The sequence below is a fragment of the Liquorilactobacillus nagelii DSM 13675 genome (assembly GCF_019444005.1).
In the GTDB taxonomy this organism is placed as follows: domain Bacteria; phylum Bacillota; class Bacilli; order Lactobacillales; family Lactobacillaceae; genus Liquorilactobacillus; species Liquorilactobacillus nagelii.
On the sequence record NZ_CP049304.1, the window covers coordinates 1,077,425 to 1,097,524 of the forward strand.

Below are 20,100 nucleotides of genomic sequence, written 5' to 3' on the forward strand. Positions count from 1 at the left end.
CTAATCAAGGTCGGTTCAAGCTTTCGTTGTCATTTAACATTCAAAAATTTTTCTGCTGGCTGTTTACTCTTTTGCAATGACGCAACGTTAATTTTCGCAATTCTTCCAACAAGAACAAAGGCAGTGGAATAGCAATTAATATTATCCATTCTCTTAAACCAATCGCTGTTGTATTAAAAGCTGATTGTAACAAAGGAACATAAATCAACAGACTTAACAAACATATTTCAAAAACAATTCCCAGCCAAAGCTGACGATTGCTAAATAATCCAATTTTTAAAACCGATACTCGCTCTGTCCGACAATTTAAAACTGCTGCAATCTGACAAAAAACAATTGCTGCTAAAGTCATTGTCGTCGCCTGCAAGTAAATTGACCCACTTGCAGCCAAATTATGCCAAGAACGACCATAAGTACTATTGGTATACCAATAGGCTAGCGTTGAAATTAGTCCTGCTAATAAACCATACCAACCAAATGCTTTCCAAAGTAAGGACTTTTTCAACAAATGCGCTTGACGAGAACGTGGCGGCTGTTGCATTATATTTGGTTCTGCCTTCTCACTTCCCAGCTCTAAAGCCGGTAACATATCGGTTCCAAGATCAACCGTCAAAATCTGCATAACCGTTAATGGCAAGGGAATTAGACCGCCACTGAATAAAAATAAGGCCGAAGGGATCGCTTCTGGAACATTAGAATTCAAAATATAGAGTAAGAATTTTTGAATATTGCTGTAAACTGCTCTTCCCTCTTCAATTGCAGCAACAATTGAAGCAAAATTATCATCAGTTAAAATCATATCGGCAGCATCCTTGGCAACATCAGTTCCTAATTGGCCCATAGCAATACCTATATCCGCCTTCTTCAAAGCCGGTGCATCATTAACACCGTCTCCAGTCGAGGCAACAACTTCACCACAAGTCTGCAAAGTTGAAACAATTCGATATTTATGTTCAGGAGCAACCCGGGCAAAAATAACTTCATTCGCCAAAGCAGACTTTAATTGTTCATCAGACAGCTTTTCCAATTCAGTCCCAGTAATTACTCGCGGATTGGCGCCAGTAATCCCAATTTTTGTAGCAACAGCTTTAGCAGTTAACGGGCTATCACCTGTGACCATAATTATTTTAATAGCCGCAGCATGGCACTTACGAACAGCAGCATAAACTTCTGGGCGTGGGGGATCAAGCATCACAGCTAACCCAAGAAAAATCAGATCACTTTCAGCTGCTGCCTGAGTCAATTGACCCTGCATTATTGGCAATTCTTTATATGCTAAACATAATGAACGCAACCCAGCCGCAGCATATTTAGCATCTGCCTGTTTAATTTTTTGACAATCTGTTGCTGTTAATGATTGAATCTGCCCTGCTTGTTGTTGACGAGTACACAATGGCAAGGTAGTGCTTAAAGCCCCCTTGACCAAAACAAGCTGCTTAGTAGCGGCGTGCTGAATAGTCGCCATTCGTTTTCGGTTTGAATCAAACGGAAATTCCTGAATTTTTGGATAAGCTGCTTGAAGTTGCTTTAAATCCAAACCACCTTTTTGAGCCGCGACCATTAAGGCTCTCTCGGTCGGGGTTCCTACTATCTGGGTAACACCATTTTCATCTGATTGAATACGGGCAGCATTATTTAAAACCAGCAATCTTAGAATCGCTTGAAGATCTGGATCATTCTGCAAATCGATAGAACCTTGTTGCATCGTAATTTTACCGGTTGGTTGATAACCTAGCCCAGATACATCATATTCTTGCTTTAAAGTCCAAAAATGATTAATCGTCATTTGATTTTGAGTCAATGTACCAGTTTTATCAGAACAAATTACCGAAGCTTCACCCAGTGTCTCAATGCTGTTAAGTTCCTTAACTAATGCGTGCTTTTGGGCCATTCGCCGCACACCTTGTGCCAAAGAAAGAGTCACCGTTGGCAATAATCCTTCCGGAATAAAAGCAACAATCATCCCCAATGCAAAGATAAAAGCTTGCGCTGGTGGATAATGGACCCAGAAAATTGAAGCTGCAAAAAAGATTAAGCCAATCGTAAAAGCAATAATTGACAATTGTTTTGTCAAACGATCAAGCTCTTGTTGCAATGGACTGATTGCTTTGGTTTCCTGATGTGTCAATTGTGCTATCCGGCCAAATTCAGTTTGCATTCCAGTTGCAATAATAATAGCCATTCCTGATCCGTTAACAGCTGCTGTTCCAGCATAAACCAAATCAGTCTCAGACAAGGTATCTGATTCATTCGACTGATAATTGACTGTCTTATTAGCTGGAATTGATTCACCCGTTAGAGCTGACTCATCAACTTGTAAAGAGCTGGAATTAATCAAACGGGCGTCAGCCGGTATTGCATCACCAGCATTAATCATGAATACGTCACCCGGCACTAATTGAGTTGTTTCCAAACGTTGTAAACGCTGATCTCGATAGACTGATGTATAAGAAGGCAGCATTTTGAGCATTGAGTCAGTGGCTTTTTGAGCTTCGTGCTGTTGGTAGTAGCTAAATAATCCATTGATTAGATTAACACACCAAATGGCAATTCCTAATTCAATAGTGTTTGTCAACAAGGCAATTAAGCCGCTAATCCACAGCAAGATAGCCATTAAACTCACAAAATTGCCTAGAAAAACCTGCCACTCTGGTTTGCGCTTAATTTTTTGAATTGTATTCGGTCCATTTTGTTTAAGTCGTTTTTGAGCTTCAAGATTAGTTAACCCAGCCTCACTGGAATTAAACTTTTCCAAAACCGTCTCAACATCTTCTTTAGCAGCTTGTTGGCTAATCGTCAGTGTCTTCATTCCAATCACTTCTTCCCGCTCATCAAACCAAACTTTGACAATCAATTTTTTTCTTTCAAAAAAGCCTTTTTTCAGAGAAAATATTTAAAATATCTCCAAAAAAAGACTTCTGTGACCATTCAAAAATTAAATTAATCTTCCAAGTAACCACGATAATCAGCAACATGTAAAAGCTGTTCAGCATTTTTTACGCGATCTGCCGTTGGCGGTTCAATTCCTTCCAGTGGATATTTAATCCCCATTTCATGGTACTTAGGGACTCCTAAAGTGTGATAAGGCAAAACTTCTACCTTTTTTACATTTTTTAGGGTCTTAATATAATCGCCCAATTGTTTCAGGTAATTATCAAAGTCCGTTCTCTGCGGGATCAAAACATGACGGATCCAAACTGGTTTGCCAATATCAGAAAGATATTGACACATATCTAAGATGTTTTCATTCCGATAACCAGTCAATTTACGATGTTCATCAGAGTTAATATGCTTGATATCAACTAAAAGAATATCAGTAACTTCCATTAATTTCTTGAATTGACTGAAAAATGGTTCACGCCGGGTAAATGGTTGTCCACAAGTATCCAAGCAAGTGTTTATTCCTAATTGTTTGCATTTTGTGAATAACTCGATGGCAAATTCAATTTGAACTAAAATTTCACCACCGCTTAACGTGATTCCGCCCTTTTTACCCCAAAACTGACGATAAGGCAAAGCCATTTTTAAAATCTCATCGCTGGTCATTTCAGTACCAACATTTTTTTTCCAAGTATCAGGATTATGACAAAATTGACAGCGCATATTACAACCCTGAACAAAAACCACAAAGCGGATTCCAGGTCCATCAACTGCACCAAAACTTTCTGTAGAATGAACGTAACCAACAACTTGACCATCGCGCATTGGTACCGGTCTTTGTCTTAACGCGTGTTGTGTTATTTTTTCTCTTGCCATGAGCAAGTCCTCCTCATCTCGTCAACCGCTCCCAACTAAAGTCGGAAGTTTGTAAGAACTGCACCTAACAGTGCAACGACAACCAATTTGCTTAGATACGACGATTGCCTGCAAGCAGGTCTGATTACTTAATTATCCAAGCTTTTAGAGTCCGCGGGTTGCCAGACGGACTGAATTATTTACATTGAACTATACTACTTTACTTTCCAATTCAGCAATAACCACCAAATCCTAGTTTTGACAAGTATTGTCGAAAGGGAGTGTAAGGCGTTTTTGACATTCATCTGTCTGATTAAAATCAGGAGATTTCTGACTTTATTTTCATTAAAAAATAAATGCCGCTTGATCATGCTCTCTAATCAATCGGCATCTATTTTTAGTTCTAATCCGCTAACTTACTTATCCAATCAATCTATTAAGCATCTGTTGAATTTTGTCAATCAACGAAATACCTTAACTACATTGTCTGATGGAATGTCCGAGAAATAACATCATCTTGTTGTTCCTTAGTCAAATCAGCAAAGTAAACACAATAGCCTGATACACGAATGGTAAGAGTTGGGTATTTTTCAGGATGTTTCTGCGCATCCAACAATGTTTCACGATTGAAGACATTAATGTTCAAATGATGACCATTATTCTTCATATAGCCACTAATCATATTAACAAGAGTATCAGATTCCAAACTCTCATCATGACCCAATGTTGATGGAGTAACAGCAAAGGTATTAGAAATACCATCAGTTGCATATTTGTAAGGAATTTTAGCTACTGAAAGCAATGATGCTAATGCCCCACTGGTTTCTGCCCCGTATGCTGGGTTAGCACCTGGTGCAAATGGATCGCCTTTTTTACGGCCGTTAGGAGTTGTCCCAGTGTTTTTACCATACACAACATTTGAAGTAATGGTCAAAACAGATGTTGATAATTTAGCACCACGATACAGATGATGTTTGTACATCTTGGTATATAGTGATTTAACTAACCAAACTGCAATTTTGTCTGCTCGATCATCGTTATTACCATAACGAGGGAAATCTTTATCGGTCTTAAAATCAACTGCAATGCCATTTTCATCACGAATAACTTTTACATGACCATACTTGATTGCTGAGATAGAGTCAGCAGCAACTGACAAGCCTGAGATTCCGGTTGCAAATGTCCGATCAAGACGGGTATCTTTCAAAGCCAATTGAGCTGATTCATAATAATATTTATCATGCATGTAATGAATTGTATTCAATGCATTAACATAGATATCAGCTAACCAGTCAAGCATTGGATCGAATTTTTCCATAAATTCATCGTAATCAATATATTCACTGGTAATTGGTGAGTATGCCGGGCCTACTTGAGCTTTACCAATTTCATCTTTACCACCATTGATCGCATATAAAACGGTCTTAGCCAAGTTAGCGCGAGCACCAAAGTACTGAATTCCATTAGCAATTGGTTGTGCAGAAACACAGCAAGCAATGCCATAATAATCAGTGCCCCATTGTTTAACCATCAAATCATCATTTTCATACTGGATAGTTGAGCTTTCAACTGAAACACCAGCCGCATATTTTTTGAATGGTTCTGGTAATTTTTCAGACCAAAGCAAAGTGATGTTTGGTTCTGGAGCTGATCCCATATCCTTTAAAGTATTCAAGAAACGATAAGCTGTTTTAGTAACATGATGACGGCCATCCAAGCCCATACCAGCTAACGAAAGAGTTGCCCAAATCGGATTACCCGAGAATAATGAGTTGTATTCCGGTGTCCGAATAAAGGATACCATCCGTAGCTTCATAGTAAATTGGTCAATTAACTCTTGTGCTTCTTTTTCAGTCAGAACGCCATTTTCCAAATCACGTTCAATATAAATATCCAAGAAAGTATCAATCCGACCAATTGACATTGCAGCACCATTTTGTTGCTTAATTGCTGCCAAATAGCCAAAGTAAACCCACTGAATCGCTTCTTGCGCATTAGTTGCTGGTTTGGAAATATCATAACCATACGAAGCAGCCATTTCTTTAATCTGATTAAGGGCACGGATTTGTTCAGAAATTTCTTCACGCATTTGAATAACATCATCAGTCATCTCATGATCACCGTAATTATCCAAATCGTTTAGTTTAGCAGCAACTAAATGATCAATTCCGTAAAGTGCAATTCGAGGAAAATCACCAATGATTCGGCCACGAGCATAAGCATCTGGCAAACCAGTAATAATTTTGTAATGACGAGCACGACGAATTTCTGGTGTGTATGCATCAAAAACTCCTTGGTTATGAGTTTTTACCAAATCACTGAAAACGTGGTCAGTTTCTGGATCAATCTTAAAACCATAAGCATTCAAAGCATCTTTAGCCATTCGAATACCACCAAATGGCATTAAAGCTTTTTTCATTGGCTTATCAGTTTGTAAACCAACAATTTTTTCAAGATCTTTATCTAAATAACCCGGTGCATGAGAAGTAATGGTTGATACCACTTTGGTGTCAGCATCCAAAACTCCACCAGCAGCTCTTTCTTTTAATTTTAAATCAATTAATTTCTGGTTCAACGTTGTTGTTGCTTCTGTTGGCCCTTCCAGAAAAGATTCATCGCCGTTGTATTGCTTAAAGTTCTGTTGAATAAAATCACGAATGTCAATTTCTTCTTGCCATTGGCTACCTTTAAAATCTTTCCAAGCAGCACTGTTATCAACTTTCTTTTCCAACTGTTTCATCTTTGATTGCCTCCTTAATTGCAAACGAGTAAACGCTTTCTTACGATTAAAATATACCACCAGATTAGGTTTTTTGCAAGCTATTTCACATGATTTTATAAATTATCTAATTAGGATTTGACTAGGTTTTAGTGATAGTTATCCCAGAAAAAAAGAGTCTTCTTTATCTTATTTAGTGAAATAAGTTTCATAAAACCAATATTTTTAAAATTAAATTCATTTTTATGAATAAAATTCTTAACGATCTTCTTTACACTATTACTGTTAGCAATTAACTTTTATATAGAAAAAACAGCAGCTAAGATAAGCAATTTCATATTGCTGCTGCTGTAAACATCTTAAATTATTTTAATTTTATTTCCACTACTAAATTCAGCTGCATTAGTTAAATTTTACAAGACTTCATGAATAGTCACAACGCCTACAACATCTTTTTTATCATCAATGACAATTAAATTTGAAATATTATGACTAGCCATTAACTGCCAGGCCGTTTGGTTACGCTGATTTTGATCAATACTGACAAAGCCCTCCGTCATATAATCAGCAGCAACTGATTTCTTCACTGAAGCGACCTGCAAGAACTTTTTCCGAATGTCCCCATCAGTTACGATACCAATAATTTTACCAGTCTCATTTTCACGAACTAAGGTCAACCCAATACCATAATCACTAATTGTATAAATCACATCATTAATTGGTGTGTCCTGATTAACATAGGGAACCTTAGTATGCATAACATGTTTGACCCTTTGGAGTAACATTTTGCCAATACTGCCACCCGGATGATACTTAGCAAACTCTCGTCGCGAAAAACTTTTTTGCTTTTCTAACGCGACCATCAATGCATCACCAAATGCCAAAACAGCTGTTGTTGAGGCCGTTGGTGCCATTTTAGTTAGATCGACTTCTTCACTAACTCCCAAATCAAACACCAGTGAACAATTCTGCGCTAAAGTTGATTCAGTATTTCCAGTTAATGCTACTGTTTGCAATTGATCATGAAAGATCTGCTGCAAGGCAAACAAAGCCTGCAGAACCTCTTGGGTTTCACCGCTGTTTGAAACAAATAATACCAAATCATCAGCTGCGATCCGTCCTAAGTCACCATGATAAGCTGTTCCAGCATCAACAGCAAAACTGGCATTGCCAATTGATGAAAGTGAAGCGGCAATTTTTTCAGCAACCAATTGCGATTTTCCAGTTCCAATAAAAATTATTCGTCCAGAAATCTCAGCAGCTTGTTCAACCAATTGATCAAAGCTAGCATCAAGCCGCTCTGAGACATTTGTTAAAGCGGCGGCTTCCTCTGCAAAAACCTGCTGAGCAATTTTATAATAAGCCATCTTGATCCCAGCTTTCTTTTTGGTCTTGATATTGACTAAAGAGTGCTGCAGCAGTCGTTAAAATCGGTCGCATTTTATTCAGATATAATTGATTGTCAGCGTCCGAAATTGCAGTTGGCGGATTAGGATGGACTTCGGCAAAAATTCCAGCAACGCCAATCGTTAATGCTGCTCGCATTAATGGAAATGCAAAATCACGATTACCGCCAGAATGGTTTCCATGTCCACCAGGAACTTGAACTGAATGAGTTGCATCATAGATTACTGGATAGCCTAATTGTCGCAGTTGTAACAAATTAGTCATGTCGACAATTTGCTGATGATAACCAAACATCGTTCCGCGTTCTGTCAATAAAATTTTATTGCTATAAGGAATTACTTTATCAATCGCACCCTGAAGATCTCCTGCTGCCATAAACTGGGCCTTTTTAATATTTACCACCCGCCCAGTTTTAGCTGCCGCAACTAGCAAATCAGTTTGCCGACTTAGATAAGCCGGAATCTGTAACACATCAGCAACTTCAGCTACTGGTTGACACTGATAAGATTCATGAACATCCGTCACAATCGGGACTTGGTATTCTTTTTTGATTCGATCTAAAATAGCTAACCCCTTTTCCAAGCCTGCTCCTCGATCAGAAGAACCGGAACTGCGATTAGCTTTGTCAAATGATGATTTAAAAATAAAATTAATCTTAAGTTCATCGGTTAAATTTTTAAGTTGTTCAGCAACTTGAGCACACACTTCATAAGATTCAATTGCACATGGTCCAGCTAATAAAGTTAAGTGCTGGTCATTAAAATGATAGTCGGAAAAAACTTCAGCAATACCACTCATATTAGGATCCTCCTTCTAAATCAAATACTGCAACAAAACTGCTGTCTTAAATTTAGCATGAAAACCCTTAATAGTCGTCAATTTAGTCCTATTCAAGAAAATAACTTAGGAAAATCGAACATTAGGTGGAAGATATAAATCAGTTAGTTACTCAAGATAGATACGCTGCAATTGAGAAATTTTTGCTGGTGTTAAATCAAAGATTTCGCGCAAATAGTTAGTCACACTTCCATAGTGATCTAAAACGGCTTGATGAGCCGAGTCAAGTTCTTCTGCAAAGACATTAAATGAAGCGTTCATTTTCTTAATAAACTCAGCTGCTTGATCATCCTGCAATTTTTTTCGCAGTTTTTGTTCGTCGCCAGCACTATAGACCACATTGGTTAATAAATAGTCTTGTCGGATACTTTGATAATCAACACCTAACGCCGAAAGAATCAAAAATCCGGCAATCCCAGTCCGATCTTTACCAGCCGCACAATGAAATAAAAGCGAATCTCCTGGCTGATCATTAGCCAGCATATCTTCAAATAAACAACGAAAAGCTAATTGCGAGTGGGCATTGAGAACCATCATCAAATATGGTTCTTGGTAGTCAAATTCAACTGCTCCTCTTTTTGCTAACTCGCTTTGTGGCAAATCACCTTCACTTTCAGATTCACTAACTGGATAAACTGGATATGAGCGAAAAATTGTCTTGGCCGGAATCTTATCTGGTGCGTAATCTTGCTCTAATGGTGATCGCAAATCAATATCATACTTCAAACCATAGCGCCGTAATTGAGACTCGCCGTAACGCGTTATTTGACTCATATCACCGGACCTTAACAGCTTGTGCCAACGGATTGTCCGTCCATCTGGTGTAGCATAGCCTCCCAATTCGCGTAAATTAACACTACCATGAACTGCTAATAATCTCTCTGATCGCATCTGATATCCTCCTCACTATTTTGCCCTTATTGTAAGCCTTGCCAGTTCAAAAACCAACTTTATTTTAATAATTCAGCAGTTAGTGGTTTAGCAACCTTTAATAATAATTTTACTAAATTACCCACAACCAGTGCCGAAATCAATGTTCCTTCACGAACTCCGCTTAAGTTCGATAAAAAAGTCAGGCAAATGATAGCTCCGATAACTGACATCGAAATATCTGACATTACGCGAATCTTACCATACTCAATATTAAAATAACGACTGATCGCCCGGACAAAAGCATCCCCTGGTAACATGGCAACGTCCGCAATTACTTCAAAATACGCTCCCAAACTGATAACCAAACAGCCAAACAATAATAATAATAACGACTGCCAATAATTTTGCATTATTACATGACGTAACCACGACATTGTCCAGTCAATCAAGTCGCCAAAAATAAATGACAGCAATATTTCAACCATAATTTCAGACCATTTAAGCTGATCGATTTCAAACAATATTTGACCGACAATTAAAAACAAACTAAAAATAATTGTCCACTCACCCAGTAAAAGTTGACTAACAACTAGTGACAAACTATATGGAATTGCTGCCAACGGAGAAGTTCCTAAAGCTGCCTTAGTAACCAATGAAACCCCCAATGCATTAAAAAATAAACCCACTAGCAGTAAAAAGTAGCGCCAAACAATCATTTTTAAATTAATTCGAAACATTTTTTCACCTACCATCTAAATGATTTTCCAAAAGCAAATTCACTAATTCAGCTAGCTGCTCTTTTTGCGTCTCATTTAATGGTGCTAGAAACTCTTGCCCAGCTACTAAACCATGAGCATGTAATTGTTCGACCTGTTTGCTGCCAGCTGCCGTCAAGAAAAGCAAATGATCTCGACCATCAATATTTGAAATTTGGCTTTCAATTAAGTTGCGCTCTCTTAATTTCATCACTAATTTTTGAGCTGCTTGATGAGTAACGCACAAAAAGTCTTTCAAGTCTTGGATTCGCTTACCAGGATATTTAGCAAAATACAATAAAACAGCGGATTGATTAGGTGTCAGCTGTTGTGCCGCTAAATCATGTTGACGTCGATTGCTTAAGCGATTCCCCAATTGAATCAATTGGCGCTGTAAAATAAATTCATCAATCATTTGATTACTCCTAAAATTAAATTTTAAAAATATTAATTAGTTGAATTATACAACTAGTTGTATATTATGCAAATTAAAAACCGTGAAAAATCACGGTTTATTGTTTGCTAATTACTAGCACTAGACAACTTCGGAGTGTCATTGGTCAAATTCCAAGTAACTTTTGCTGTATAGGGACTATCAGTCTTTATATTAGCAGCAGTATTGTTTTTGCTAAACTGCAATGAAGCCGTCACATTTTGATCATAGTTAGCAGATGTTTGTGAATTACCACTAGCAACTGAAGTGGCTGACTGGGACAAGTTAGTAGTTTTCCCCGCTAAACCAACTGCTAAAATTGTTTGTAAGGTATTGCCTGATTGATTAGTGAACGGTGTATAGCTGGCTGTTAATGACCAATTGCGATTAGCGTTTTGAATTTTTATTTGGTTATCATTTGTAGTGACAGCCGAAACTGCCTGTCCGTTACTGCCATTAGCAGCCGCCGAAACCGGAATAGAACCAAAATTAAAAGCTGTCGGTACTTGTGTCAGCTGAGCTGTAATCGGCTTGATTGTTAGAGCAGCACGATTTGAAGTTGTAATTGCATTTTTAGAATTAGCACTGTCATAAATTCGAAATTGAATTGCGACTGATTTGCCAGCTGCTGTTTGGTCTTCGACATATTGAACAAAATTTGATTGATTGTTGAAGCGGTTAGGAAACGAATTTGTCAAATCACTAGCATTCGTTAAATTTTGTTTACTTGTGTATCCGCTCTTGGTATCACTTGAATTGCTTGGATCCCAATAAACCCAATTATACTGTAAGGTTCCACTGGTTGATTTTTTTAATGTGGCATTCAGTGTCTGAATTAAATTAGTAACTGAATTAGTATCAATTGCACTAGCGACCACTGAACCTAATCCCTTTTGGGTAACTGTGTCGCTATCAGTATTAATTGCCTTTAACCCTCCTAGATCAAGTGTTTGCTTATTAGTTGCCTGCCCTGCTTTGGCTGTTAAAGTAATTGGGAAACCATAGCTATTAGAATCAGTATTGGTTGCAAGATTCAAACCAACTGGTAAATAAAATTGCGTTTGAGCCTTACCGTTTGATACATTATTATTTTGCTGATTAAATCAACTAGAGGTGTCACTTGGTAATGTTAACTGACTAGTGTTGCTAGAAAGTGACCAATTTACTTTGTCAGTCGTATTAGTTGGCGTAACATTAGCCGTCGCCTTACCAGTGTTACTGTCAGTGAATTTAGACCAAATATTATCGACCGATTGTAAATCAGCTGAAACATTTAAGTTTTGCGGAATTAATGGAAACAAACTTTGATTGGGCGTCGTAATCGAAATTCCCGTAGCTGGCGTAGTGGGATTAAAATATGGTGAATAATAAGTTCCAATATTATTCCAATTAAAAATACCCGTTGCCCCACTAAAAACAACTCGCATTTGTAAAGAACTATCAGCTGTATCAATTTTAAAACTAAAATATGAACTTCTAATTTTATAATGGACTCTGCCAATTTTGGTTAGTTTGAATTGTATTTGTTGAAAAATCAGAAACATAACTGTATCCATTGCTATTATCTGTTTGATAATATAATTCTATTGTTTTTGACGTTAAATTAGGCTGAACAAAATCAAATTCAACATATTGTTGTCCATCACTTTTTGTTTTGACAACGGGCACACCGGTAAATCCTGGCCTTTTTGAGTTTAGATCACCAAGCTGTGAAGCTGGTTGAGTGTACACATCCGCCTTAACTGATTGTGCAAAATATCCTGACAAGCTAAATACACCAACAAAAATTGCTAAAATTAAAAGTATAAAATTACGTTTTGAGGAATTGACTGCTTGCATTAAAAAATTCCTTTCTAATATTATATGTATTCTGGCGTAATTATACTATAAACGTTTTCATTAGTAAATTTTTTATCCAAATAATTATCCGGTTTTGATTTTAATAAGACAATTATTGCAAAAAAAATAACGTAGTCTAGTCGTATGAAAGCTTTTAGACTACGTATTTCATTATTTAACTGCTATTGCCAATTAGTCGGATCTTGGCGCCAAGCATGTAAGAGTTTCAAATCTTTATCAGTTATTTCCTGTTGATTTTGAGCAACTTCAATCAATTCTGAATAATTGGTTAAGGTTATAAATGGTAGCTTTGCTTGAGCAAAGTTTTGATCCGCCGCCGCCAGCTGATAACTGAAGATCCCGGCAACACCAATTACCTCGGCTCCTTCTTTTTGAGCCGCTGCCACTGCTTGCAAGACACTACCGCCAGTCGAAATCAGATCATCAATTAAGACTGTCTTTTGCCCCGGTTTAAGTACACCTTCAATTTGCCGACCTTGTCCATGATCTTTAGGCTTTGAACGAACATAAACCATTGGCAAGTCCAGCAATTCAGCAATCCAAGCTGCATGTGGGATACCAGCCGTCGCTGTCCCAGCAATTACTTCAACATCAGGAAATTTGTTTTTGATTAAATCTGCTAAACCAGTCGCTATTTGCCGACGAACTTTCGGATAACTAATTGTTAAACGATTGTCGCAGTAAATTGGGCTTTTAATTCCACTAGCCCAGGTAAATGGCTGTTGCGGTGAGAGTGAAACAGCCTGAATTTTTAATAAATCTGCCGCAATTGCTTTCATTAATCTTGCCTCCATAATTTAGTTACTGTTTGATATGCTGCAAACGGATCAACTGCTTGGGTAATCGAACGGCCGACTACTAAACCGCTGCTTTTTTGCTCTGCTGCTCGATCAGGAGTCATCACTCGTTTTTGATCATTAGTCTGATCTCCTGCTAAACGAATTCCGGGTGTAATTCGCAAAAAATCAGCATTCGTTGCTGCTGCAATATCTGCTGCTTCCCAAGCTGAACAGACTACCCCGGCCAAACCCGCTGCTTGTGCTAGTTGCGCGTAATGCAAAACACTGTTTTTCAAAGGCTGATGAACTAATTGTTCTTCTTCCAACATTGTTTGATTAGTTGAAGTTAATTGAGTTATTGCTAAAATTCCAGCTGTTTGATCACCATTACTGCCAGCTAACAAACCTGCTTTAGCCGCTTGCATCATTTGGCTGCCGCCACTGGCATGAATCGTGGTCAATTTAACTCCTAGTTGACCAATAACTTTCATTGCCTGTTCTACTGTGTGGGGAATATCATGACATTTAAGATCCAAGAAGACGTCGTGCCCACCCGCAATCAACTCACGGACGATATCTTGCCCTTCACTATAAAATAATTCCATCCCAACCTTCAAGAATAGTTGTTCATCAGCTGGAAACTTGGTTAAAAACTGTTGGACAGACAGCCGATCAGGAAAGTCCAAGGCAATTATCGGTCGTTCAATTTTCATTTTGTCGACTCCTAACTTCTTTGATTAAATCACTCAAGTTGTCAATTCCAAATTCAGTCATTTTCGATGGTAAATCAGCAATCACGTTTGGAAAAACTAATGGATCATGAAAAATTGCCGTTCCAATTGCAACCGCACTGGCTCCAGCTAAAAACATTTCTAAAACATCTGCAGCACTACTAACTCCACCCATTGCAATAATCGGCAAATCAACCTTTTGGCTGACTTGATAAATCATCCGTACGGCAACTGGTTTAATTGCCGGGCCTGATAAACCGCCGGTTCCATTTGCCAAAACTGGTTGGCGAGTTTTCAAATCTAATCGCATTCCTAGTAAAGTATTGATCATACTCAAACCGTCTGCCCCACCAGCTGCTACAGCTTGTGCAATTGCAACAATATCAGTAACGTTCGGTGATAATTTAACATAAACTGGAATTGAACTGACCTTTTTTACTGCCGCTGTTAAAGCTTGCGCGCTAGCTGGATCAGTTCCAAACTGCATGCCACCGTGCTTAACGTTAGGACAAGAAATATTTAATTCAAGCGCATCAACCATACCAGAATTACTTAAACGCCGTGCTGTTTCCACATAATCAGCTTCTTGGGTTCCTGCAACATTAGCAATAACTGGTAAATTCGGATACTTGGCCTTCAACCGCGGCAGCTTTTCTTTTAAAATCACCTCAACACCCGGGTTTTGCAAACCAACTGCATTTAAAACCCCACCAGGAACTTCAGCAATCCGCGGCATTGGATTGCCAACTCGCGGCTCCAAAGTTGCCGCTTTAATAATAATCGCTCCCAATTCATTTAGATCAAACATTTCGGCATATCGGTTATCCCCGAAAGCAAAACACCCGCTAGCTGGCATGATAGGATTTTTTAAATTTAACCCGGGTAATTTAACACTTAAGCGCTGATTAGCTGTTTGACTCATAATTGGACCTCCGCTGCCGAGAAAATCGGCCCTTCTTGACAAATATGCTGATTCAAAGTTCCACCATTAACAGAAACCATGCAGCCGGCGCAAGCTCCCATACCACAACCCATCCGGCTTTCTAAAGATAGGTCAACTGGAACTGACTGACTAGCAAACCTTTGCTGAACAGCTTTTAATAAACCTAACGGACCACAAGCAAAAACATGGCGACAGTTATTCATCTTCCAAGCATTTAACAAAGTTCCAACGTTTCCTAGCTTCCCAGCAGAACCATCATCAGTTGCCAATTGCAGCTGTCCAGCTTGTTCAAAAACTTGGGTGCCAAAAATCTGCGCTTTGGTTCGAAATCCGACCATAGTAGTCACCAAGCAGCCTTGTTGACCTAAGTTTTGTGCCAAGTACATCAAAGGTGGTAAACCAGTACCACCACCCACTAACAGGACCTGATCTCCAACTTGAAAGTTTTGAATGTTAAATCCATTGCCAAGTGCTCCAAGCAAATTTACTTTGGCTCCAACTACCAGCTTAGCCAACTGCTCTGTTCCTTGACCAACAACCCGATAAATCAAGCTGATACATCCTGTTAGTAAATCAACTGCTGCAATTGCTAATGGCCGTCTAAGTTGCTGCAATCCATTTGGTATTTCAACCATCACAAAACGTCCTGGTTGATATTCACTGAGTGATTCAGTTGTTTTCAAGTCCATCTGGAAGACGTCTTCCGTCAAGCGCTCCTGTTTAACTAATGAAAAATTTCTAACACTTGGCATATTTTCCTCCTATAGTAATGCATCGGTGGCAAAAGTCCGATTTTCTAACGCTCGAACCAATGCTTGTGCGGTATTCAGTGAAGTTAATAAAGGTACATTATGGGCAATTGCCAGTTGACGAATGCGAAAACCATCTGAAGTTGCCGCATGGTCGTGTCCCATGGTATTAATTACTAACTGTACTTTACCAGTTTGAATTAATTCTTGAATATTTTGTTCGGTCGTTTCTTGTTCACTTAGCTTAGCTACCGGAACAACTCGTAATCCATGTTTTTGCAAGAATTTAGCTGTTCCATCAGTTGCCAACAACTGATAGCCAATACTACTGAATCGTTTAGCCAACGGTAAAACCGACTCTTTATCCCCATGTTCAATTGTCAATAACACGCTTCCGCTTAATGGTAATTCCATCTTGGCACCAGCAAAAGCTTTTAACAAAGCTTTTTCAAATGTATGATCACTTCCCATAACTTCACCGGTCGACTTCATCTCCGGTCCAAGATAACTGTCAACATCAGCTAGTTTGCTAAAAGAGAACACCGGTGCTTTGACATTAATCGTTTTACTTTCAGGATACAGTCCCGGTTGGTAGCCTAATTCTTTAAGCGTTTTTCCTAAAATAACTTGAGTTGCAACCTGAGCCATCTCGATTCCCGTAATTTTACTCAAAAAAGGTACGGTCCGACTAGCTCGTGGGTTAACTTCCAAAACGTAAGCTTGATCTTGATGAATGATGAATTGAATGTTCATGATACCAACACATTTTAGTGCTACAGCTAGTTTCTGTGTCGCAGTCACGATCTGTTGTTTGATATTGTCGCTAAATGATTGTGGAGGATAAACGGCCATCGAGTCACCTGAATGAACCCCAGCATGCTCAATATGTTCCATAATTCCCGGAAGCAAAACCTGCTGACCATCGCAAATCGCATCAACTTCACATTCACGTCCTTCAAGATATGCATCAACCAGTATCGGATGATCGGCTGCAGCTGGAACATTTTGCTGTAAATAGGCTTGAAGTTCTGTTTCATTATTAACAATTTCCATTGCGCGACCACCTAGTACATAACTTGGTCGAACTAAGACAGGGTAGCCGATTTCAGCAGCTTTTTCCAAAACTCCAGCTGGTGTAGTCGCCGTCTTGCCAATCGGCTGCTGCAACTGTAATTGATTAATGACTTCATCAAATAATTCACGATCTTCAGCTCGATCAAGATCTTCAACCGTTGTCCCGAGAATTTTAACTCCGTGTTCAACTAGACCAGCCGCCAAATTAATCGCGGTCTGTCCACCAAACTGGACGATAACGCCGACTGGTTGCTCCAAGTCGATCACATTCAAGACATCTTCTAACGTCAGTGGTTCAAAATACAGCTTGTCAGAAATCGAGAAATCAGTCGAAACCGTTTCGGGATTGCTATTCATAACAATAGCTTCATAACCCATTTTTTGAATTGCTTTAACACTGTGCACCGTCGCGTAATCAAACTCAACCCCTTGACCGATTCGAATTGGACCTGAACCAATTACTAAAATCGACTTTTTACCAGTTGGCTGACTCTCATTTTCCTGATCATAGGTACTGTAAAAATATGGTGTTTTAGATTCAAATTCAGCAGCACAAGTATCAACCATTTTATATACCGGTTTAACTTGCTGCTCCAATCGAAACTGACGGATTTCGGCCGCCGATTTTTGCCAGAATCTGCCAATTGTATAGTCACTGAAACCATATCTTTTAGCTGTTAATAAAGTTGCCAAATCATTGGGATGTTGCTGCAATTTTGTTTCAATTTCAGTTAAATGTTTAACAATATCTAAAAAATAGCAATTAATTTTAGTAAGTTCATGAATTTCACTCAGGTTATAATTACGACGGAAAGCTTCGGCTAGGTAGAACAGCCGATCATCTTGTGGATGCATTAATTTTTCTTCCAATTGATCATCACTGGCTGCTTGAGCAGTCGTTGAAAATAGATCTTGTTCATCAATTTCTAACGAGCGAACTGCTTTTTGTAAAGCTTCTTCAGCAGTGCGACCGATTGCCATTACTTCACCAGTTGCCTTCATTTGCGTACCTAAACGACGATCGCCTTTAGGAAACTTATCAAATGGCCAACGCGGAATTTTAGCAACCACATAATCTAAAGCTGGTTCAAATTCAGCATAAGTTGTCCCCGTGACCGGATTAATAATTTCATCTAAGGTTAAACCAACCGCAATCTTAGCTGCCATCTTGGCAATTGGATATCCGGTTGCCTTGGAAGCTAGGGCGGAAGAACGGCTAACTCGCGGATTAACTTCAATCACATCATAATTAAAACTATTCGGATCCAAGGCTAACTGAACATTGCAGCCACCCTCAATTTTTAAAGCACTAATAATCTCTAACGAAACATCCCGCAACATTTGATATTCTCGATCACTTAGCGTTTGTGTTGGAGAAAAGACGATTGAATCACCAGTATGAATCCCAACCGGATCAAAGTTTTCCATACAACAAACAACCATTGTATTATCAGCATGGTCTCGCATAACTTCAAATTCAATTTCTTTGTAACCCATGATACTTTTTTCAATTAAACACTGGGTTACTGGTGACAAATCTAAACCGTTTGTGGCGATTTCAGTTAGTTCTTCTGGGGTATCACATAAACCACCACCCGTTCCACCCATTGTAAAGGCTGGACGAACGATTACTGGATAGCCGATTTCAGCTGCAAAATCCAAAGCTGCTTGAGTGGTATTAACAGTCTTTGAAGGTGGAACTGGTTTTCCTAGTTGTTTCATCAGTTCTTTAAACAATTCACGATCTTCGGCCTGATTAATAGCAGTTAACTTTGTCCCTAGTAACTCAATACCCAATTCTTTTAAAATACCAGTTTCTGCCAAAGACATCGCCAGATTCAAACCGATTTGGCCGCCAAGCGTAGGTAAAATTGCATCTGGATACTCTTGCCGAATAATCCGAGAAACTGACTCAGTCGTCAACGGTTCAAGATAGACACGATCAGCAATTTGGTTATCCGTCATAATCGTTGCCGGATTAGAATTGACTAAAACTACTTCATACCCTTCTTCGCGTAAAGCTAAGCAAGCTTGTGTTCCTGAATAATCAAATTCAGCAGCTTGACCAATAATGATTGGACCAGAGCCAAGGACCATTATCTTATGAATATCAGTTCTTTTCGGCATGACGTTCTTCCTTTCTTAAATCAATCATCTGCATAAAATCGTCAAAGATGGTTACCGCGTCATGCGGACCTGGAGCTGCATCTGGATGGAATTGGACACTAAAGGCAGGATACTGTTTGTGATGCAATCCCTCAACCGTCTGATCATTAATTTCTTGGTGAGTAATATTTAAAATCTGACTATCAATTGAATCCGGTTCGACGGCATACCCATGATTTTGGGAAGTAAAGAAAATCCTTCCAGTGGCAATCTCTTTAACTGGATGATTGAAACCACGGTGACCAAACTTCATTTTAAATGTATCAGCCCCATTGGCTAATGCAAACAATTGATGCCCTAAACAAATCCCAAACAATGGTAATTTTTCTTGCAGTTGACGAATCATTGTTAAAACAGATTCTGGCATTGATTTCGGATCACCAGGTCCGTTAGATAAGAGCACCCCATCTGGATGTAATTGCAAAATTTGGGTGGCACTCGCGGTGTAGGGCATCACAATTGTATTACAATCTCTTTGCGCAAGTTCGCGTAAAATGCTGTGTTTCAAGCCAAAATCAACCACAACTACATTCCGCTTGCTCCCAGGATTAGGATATGGTCGACTAGTTGCCACTTGCTGATTCAAATTAATCGGCAGCGGTTTTTGTAAATCAGCGATCGCTGTCTCGGCAGCTGCTTGACTGTCAGTCAATTTGCCACGCATTGTTCCAGCCGAACGTAAACGCTTAGTAAGAGCACGGGTATCAATCCCAGATATACCTGGAATCTTCATCTGCTGCAAAAAATCAGCAAAACTTCCTTGCTGGCGCCAGTTGCTTGAAACACGGGCTAATTCATGACAAACAACCCCACTACAAGCTGGCTCAATTGATTCACAATCATCTAAATTAACACCGTAATTACCAATTAATGGATTTGTAAAAACTAAAATTTGACCAGCGTACGATTGATCGCTGACAGCTTCTTGATACCCGGTCATTCCAGTTGTAAAAACAACCTCGCCAGCTTTTAACTGATCGGAGCCAAAAGCTGTTCCAGTGTAAATACTGCCATCTTCCAAAACTAAATAGCGTTGCAT

At 39.0% G+C, this 20,100-nt stretch carries 17 protein-coding genes; all 17 read right to left on the reverse strand.

All coding sequences use genetic code 11. The features are described from left to right. Nucleotides 1-40 precede the first annotated feature (40 nt). The 17 genes from G6O73_RS05630 to G6O73_RS05710 all read right to left on the reverse strand — a co-directional run bounded on the left by G6O73_RS05630 (nt 41) and on the right by G6O73_RS05710 (nt 20,100). Nucleotides 41-2,809: a cation-translocating P-type ATPase gene (locus G6O73_RS05630; RefSeq protein WP_057885645.1), complete on the reverse strand. Its 2,769-nt coding sequence runs from the start codon at nt 2,807-2,809 to the stop codon at nt 41-43. A 131-nt stretch (nt 2,810-2,940) separates the two neighbouring features. Continuing rightward, a complete protein-coding gene (gene pflA / locus G6O73_RS05635; protein ID WP_148126525.1) occupies nt 2,941-3,756 on the reverse strand; it encodes a pyruvate formate-lyase-activating protein in 816 nt (271 codons plus the stop codon). Between the two features lie 457 nt (nt 3,757-4,213). Then, the gene (gene pflB / locus G6O73_RS05640; protein WP_057885583.1) at nt 4,214-6,475 is read right to left on the reverse strand and encodes a formate C-acetyltransferase; all 2,262 of its coding nucleotides are present in this window, start codon (nt 6,473-6,475) and stop codon (nt 4,214-4,216) included. 392 nt (nt 6,476-6,867) lie between these two features. Then, nucleotides 6,868-7,821 (reverse strand): KpsF/GutQ family sugar-phosphate isomerase, encoded by a 954-nt coding sequence (locus tag G6O73_RS05645; protein ID WP_057885582.1) that lies wholly within the window; start codon nt 7,819-7,821, stop codon nt 6,868-6,870. Then, on the reverse strand, nt 7,808-8,659 hold the full coding sequence (gene kdsA, locus G6O73_RS05650) for a 3-deoxy-8-phosphooctulonate synthase (RefSeq protein ID WP_057885581.1): 852 nt from the start codon (nt 8,657-8,659) through the stop codon (nt 7,808-7,810). Before kdsA ends, G6O73_RS05645 begins: the two co-directional genes overlap by 14 nt. 147 nt (nt 8,660-8,806) lie before the next feature. Continuing rightward, nucleotides 8,807-9,589, reverse strand: a complete 783-nt coding sequence (locus tag G6O73_RS05655) for a tyrosine-protein phosphatase (RefSeq protein WP_057885580.1) — start codon at nt 9,587-9,589, stop codon at nt 8,807-8,809. Nucleotides 9,590-9,648: 59 nt separating this feature from the next. Continuing rightward, nucleotides 9,649-10,323 (reverse strand): YczE/YyaS/YitT family protein, encoded by a 675-nt coding sequence (locus G6O73_RS05660; RefSeq protein ID WP_057885579.1) that lies wholly within the window; start codon nt 10,321-10,323, stop codon nt 9,649-9,651. Continuing rightward, nucleotides 10,313-10,741, reverse strand: coding sequence for a MarR family winged helix-turn-helix transcriptional regulator (locus tag G6O73_RS05665; RefSeq protein WP_057885578.1), 429 nt, complete (start codon nt 10,739-10,741; stop codon nt 10,313-10,315). Before G6O73_RS05665 ends, G6O73_RS05660 begins: the two co-directional genes overlap by 11 nt. Nucleotides 10,742-10,848: 107 nt before the next feature. Next, complete coding sequence (locus tag G6O73_RS05670) at nt 10,849-11,796, reverse strand: hypothetical protein (protein WP_057885577.1); 948 nt, start codon at nt 11,794-11,796, stop codon at nt 10,849-10,851. A gap of 66 nt (nt 11,797-11,862) precedes the next feature. After that, nucleotides 11,863-12,186: a hypothetical protein gene (locus G6O73_RS05675; protein ID WP_157056667.1), complete on the reverse strand. Its 324-nt coding sequence runs from the start codon at nt 12,184-12,186 to the stop codon at nt 11,863-11,865. A gap of 55 nt (nt 12,187-12,241) precedes the next feature. Then, nucleotides 12,242-12,598, reverse strand: a complete 357-nt coding sequence (locus G6O73_RS05680) for a hypothetical protein (protein WP_057885575.1) — start codon at nt 12,596-12,598, stop codon at nt 12,242-12,244. 182 nt (nt 12,599-12,780) lie between these two features. Next, nucleotides 12,781-13,398 (reverse strand): orotate phosphoribosyltransferase, encoded by a 618-nt coding sequence (gene pyrE / locus G6O73_RS05685; RefSeq protein WP_057885574.1) that lies wholly within the window; start codon nt 13,396-13,398, stop codon nt 12,781-12,783. Next, nucleotides 13,398-14,111: an orotidine-5'-phosphate decarboxylase gene (gene pyrF / locus G6O73_RS05690; protein WP_057885573.1), complete on the reverse strand. Its 714-nt coding sequence runs from the start codon at nt 14,109-14,111 to the stop codon at nt 13,398-13,400. The genes pyrE and pyrF overlap by 1 nt, the downstream gene beginning before the upstream one ends. Further along, the gene (locus G6O73_RS05695; RefSeq protein ID WP_057885572.1) at nt 14,101-15,051 is read right to left on the reverse strand and encodes a dihydroorotate dehydrogenase; all 951 of its coding nucleotides are present in this window, start codon (nt 15,049-15,051) and stop codon (nt 14,101-14,103) included. Before G6O73_RS05695 ends, pyrF begins: the two co-directional genes overlap by 11 nt. After that, nucleotides 15,048-15,824, reverse strand: a complete 777-nt coding sequence (locus tag G6O73_RS05700; protein WP_057885571.1) for a dihydroorotate dehydrogenase electron transfer subunit — start codon at nt 15,822-15,824, stop codon at nt 15,048-15,050. Before G6O73_RS05700 ends, G6O73_RS05695 begins: the two co-directional genes overlap by 4 nt. A gap of 9 nt (nt 15,825-15,833) precedes the next feature. Beyond that, the gene (carB, locus tag G6O73_RS05705; RefSeq protein ID WP_057885570.1) at nt 15,834-19,022 is read right to left on the reverse strand and encodes a carbamoyl-phosphate synthase large subunit; all 3,189 of its coding nucleotides are present in this window, start codon (nt 19,020-19,022) and stop codon (nt 15,834-15,836) included. After that, the gene (locus G6O73_RS05710) at nt 19,006-20,100 is read right to left on the reverse strand and encodes a carbamoyl phosphate synthase small subunit (RefSeq protein WP_057885569.1); all 1,095 of its coding nucleotides are present in this window, start codon (nt 20,098-20,100) and stop codon (nt 19,006-19,008) included. The genes carB and G6O73_RS05710 overlap by 17 nt, the downstream gene beginning before the upstream one ends.